The sequence below is a fragment of the Halapricum sp. CBA1109 genome, assembly GCF_009741825.1.
Taxonomy (GTDB): Archaea; Halobacteriota; Halobacteria; order Halobacteriales; family Haloarculaceae; genus Halapricum.
Map to the genome: position 1 here is coordinate 1 of NZ_WPCA01000224.1, position 2,715 is coordinate 2,715.

At 60.8% G+C, this 2,715-nt stretch carries 3 protein-coding genes and 1 pseudogene; 3 read left to right on the forward strand and 1 reads right to left on the reverse strand.

Translation table 11 applies throughout. The annotated features are described in order from the left end of the window. A pseudogene (locus GJ629_RS15355) lies at positions 1-337 on the reverse strand (hypothetical protein); the annotation flags it as partial. A 481-nt stretch (positions 338-818) separates the two neighbouring features. Here GJ629_RS15355 and GJ629_RS15360 point away from each other — a divergent pair. The 3 genes from GJ629_RS15360 to GJ629_RS15370 all read left to right on the forward strand — a co-directional run bounded on the left by GJ629_RS15360 (position 819) and on the right by GJ629_RS15370 (position 2,514). Beyond that, complete coding sequence (locus tag GJ629_RS15360) at positions 819-1,145, forward strand: ribbon-helix-helix domain-containing protein (protein ID WP_157513794.1); 327 nt, start codon at positions 819-821, stop codon at positions 1,143-1,145. Then, positions 1,142-1,675 (forward strand): hypothetical protein, encoded by a 534-nt coding sequence (locus GJ629_RS15365; protein ID WP_157513795.1) that lies wholly within the window; start codon positions 1,142-1,144, stop codon positions 1,673-1,675. The genes GJ629_RS15360 and GJ629_RS15365 overlap by 4 nt, the downstream gene beginning before the upstream one ends. A gap of 119 nt (positions 1,676-1,794) precedes the next feature. After that, the gene (locus GJ629_RS15370; protein ID WP_197428673.1) at positions 1,795-2,514 is read left to right on the forward strand and encodes a winged helix-turn-helix transcriptional regulator; all 720 of its coding nucleotides are present in this window, start codon (positions 1,795-1,797) and stop codon (positions 2,512-2,514) included. The last annotated feature ends 201 nt before the right edge of the window (positions 2,515-2,715 follow it).

Here is a 2,715-nt window from a genome sequence, read left to right on the forward strand (position 1 = left end):
CGTTAAGCGTCCGTTCGTCGCCGTATTCGTTCTCGACGCGCATATTCTTCCACCGGGGCCGGATGTGCGCATTGAATCCTTTCTGGTCGGCCATATCGTCGCCTTCGACGGCCTCGACGGACAGGCGGAACTCTCGAAGCTCGTCGAGTCGGAACGGTGTTCCGGTGGGTAGTTCGTCGCCGGGGTGGACGATGTTCGACTCCTGGTAGTACAGCGTGACGGTGTACCGGCCGGTGTCATCTTCGAGGCGATACTCGTCGACTTTCACGGCTTCCGTCTCGGTGGCATCGCCGCGGAACTCGAAGGAGCCTCTGGCGGACCCCTCGGCGCTTTTCACGGCGCGGTCGATCGCGAAGTATGGGCGGAGTCCGGCCTCGGAAAACTGAAAGTGAGCATTGAACTCGTGGGGGGCAGTGTGAATCAAGCCGCCTTTCATGATTCACACCCCGAACTCGGCACAGGCGGGCGGCTAAGGTTACTAACCGCATCAATTCGACCAGACCGTATTTTCAGCCGAACCCAAAACGCTTTGAGATTCGGCGTACAAGGACCAAGCACACGACCTAGCCCGCCAAGGTGGTCGTTCCGGACAGGGCCGCGCCAACGGCCCTGACCGGTCGTGCGGCCCTTCTCCGGGGCACGCGTCATATTGTTTAGTCGTGGGTATCTCCTTACCAAGCCGGTAGTGTCTCAGATGTCTTAGTACTTTCCACGGTTGGGTGGGAGTCTTGATAATCCCCAACACCAGTGTTAATACTATGGTATCCGCACGGATACACATGGGAAGAAAACGAGTTCAGACAAGAGTTCCCGAGGAGATGGTCGAGCGGATCGACGAGTACCGGGAGAACAACTACATGAATCATTCCGAGGCCGTCCGGTCGCTACTTCGGGCGGGGCTCGACGCCGAGACGGCTGACGCGCCCGACGAGGTAGAGACGGCGACCGACGACGGCGACGAGCAGGGCGCGGACGGAATCCCGGACGAGATGGATGTGTTCGGTATCAGCAGGACCGTTCGAACGGTGGGGGGCGCGGCGGTCATGGTCGTACTCGTCCTATACATCGGACTGTCGGGCGGCTTCGACACGATCGCGACGGCGGCCGCGGCGTTTGTCGGCGCACTCGTGGGGGCGATGCTATGAGTTCCGAGGACGAGCGGCCACGAATCGAGGACACCGAGGGCCTGACCCAAGAAACGCGGACGAAGCAAATCCTCGAACAGCGGACGAAGCTCGTCGACGTGCGATCACAAGTGAAACACGAACTCCACCGTGACGCAATCGGACGCTTCGAGGCCGAGACGCTGTTCCGTGATTCACTGGAATCGTATTTGCTGACGATCGAACCGTTATTCTTGAATCACGGTGACGGCCGATTCTGGCACCAGGCCGAACTCGGGCGCTTCGAGGCCGCGCCCGATGAACCGGGAGCACCGAGTCGGACGATCGAGGCAACGGGCCTCGTCTCGATATTGAACCTGCCCAACCCCATCAGTGTCGAGTGGGACGGCAAGCGTTCGGACGTGCTCGGTGGCCGGACCGAGCGCCGAAGTGTGGACGTGCAAATCCCGTTCGACGTGCTCGACACAGCGCTTCGGAAAACGAACTACGCACTGAGTGAGTTCGGGTTCGTGCTCGACGTCGAGGACAACAGCGACGAGTGGGAGATATGAGCACCGACAGCCTGGACGATCACGCCGACGGCCTGGACGATCACGCCGAGGCGCCGGCACTGCCCGAAGATTGTCCGCTCGCGAAACTCTACCGGAAGCGGGTGGCACAGGGGCGTGACTTGACCATCCTCGTCTCCGACTGGAATCTCGAACGGGGGTCTGGAAAGACCACGCTCGCGATGCGGCTCGCGGAATACATGGACCGGACCGAGGAAGGGTTCACAAAACACAAAGCTACGCTGTCGGCTCAGGAACTGACCGAGGCGTACACACGCGAGTCGCCACGGTCGGCGCTCCTGCTCGACGAGGGCCAGGCCGCGGCCAGCAACCGGCGGGCGATGAGTGGCGTCAATGAGGCGCTTCGACAAATCGTCGGCATGGGACGAGTCGAACAGAAATACCTCATTCTCACTGCGCCAGGAGTGCATCAAATCGACTCGGACATTCGGGCGATGGCGGACGTATGGGTGTTCGTTCGCGAACTCGGTGAGGCGCAAATCTTCCGGGTGAAGTACAACCCCTTCGAGAATCACGAACTCACGAGCGACTGGGGAACAATTCGGTGGCCGGGCGAACTCCCCGGCGATCTAGAGCAGGTGTACGACGAACTCACGGCCGAGAAACGTCGCCGTCTCCGTGGAAAAGGCGAGGACGGTGAGGGATACGTCGAGGCCAGTGAAGTCGACGACCAAATCAGACAGGCAAAGAAAGCCGCCCGCCAAGAGAAACGGGACGAACTCCTGAACTCGCTGTATGAGAACGGTGAGATGACACAGCAGGAACTCGGTGAGATGGTGGGACTTTCCCGCTCGCGAGTCGCGGACATTCTCTCGGAATAGGGCGGTGTCGTCTGTCGCTGTTCGACTGTACTATGTACAACCCGAGAAAATCGGGGGGCAAAACGACAGGGGTGCCGCCTCGATCGTGCCGATCGGGCCGACGTGCTCGGGGGCGATGGCGATCGTCGATCTAGACGAACTCGCTCGGTCGCTGGATTCCCCAGTCACATTCCGCACACGCGCGGACAGTCTGGGGCGGGA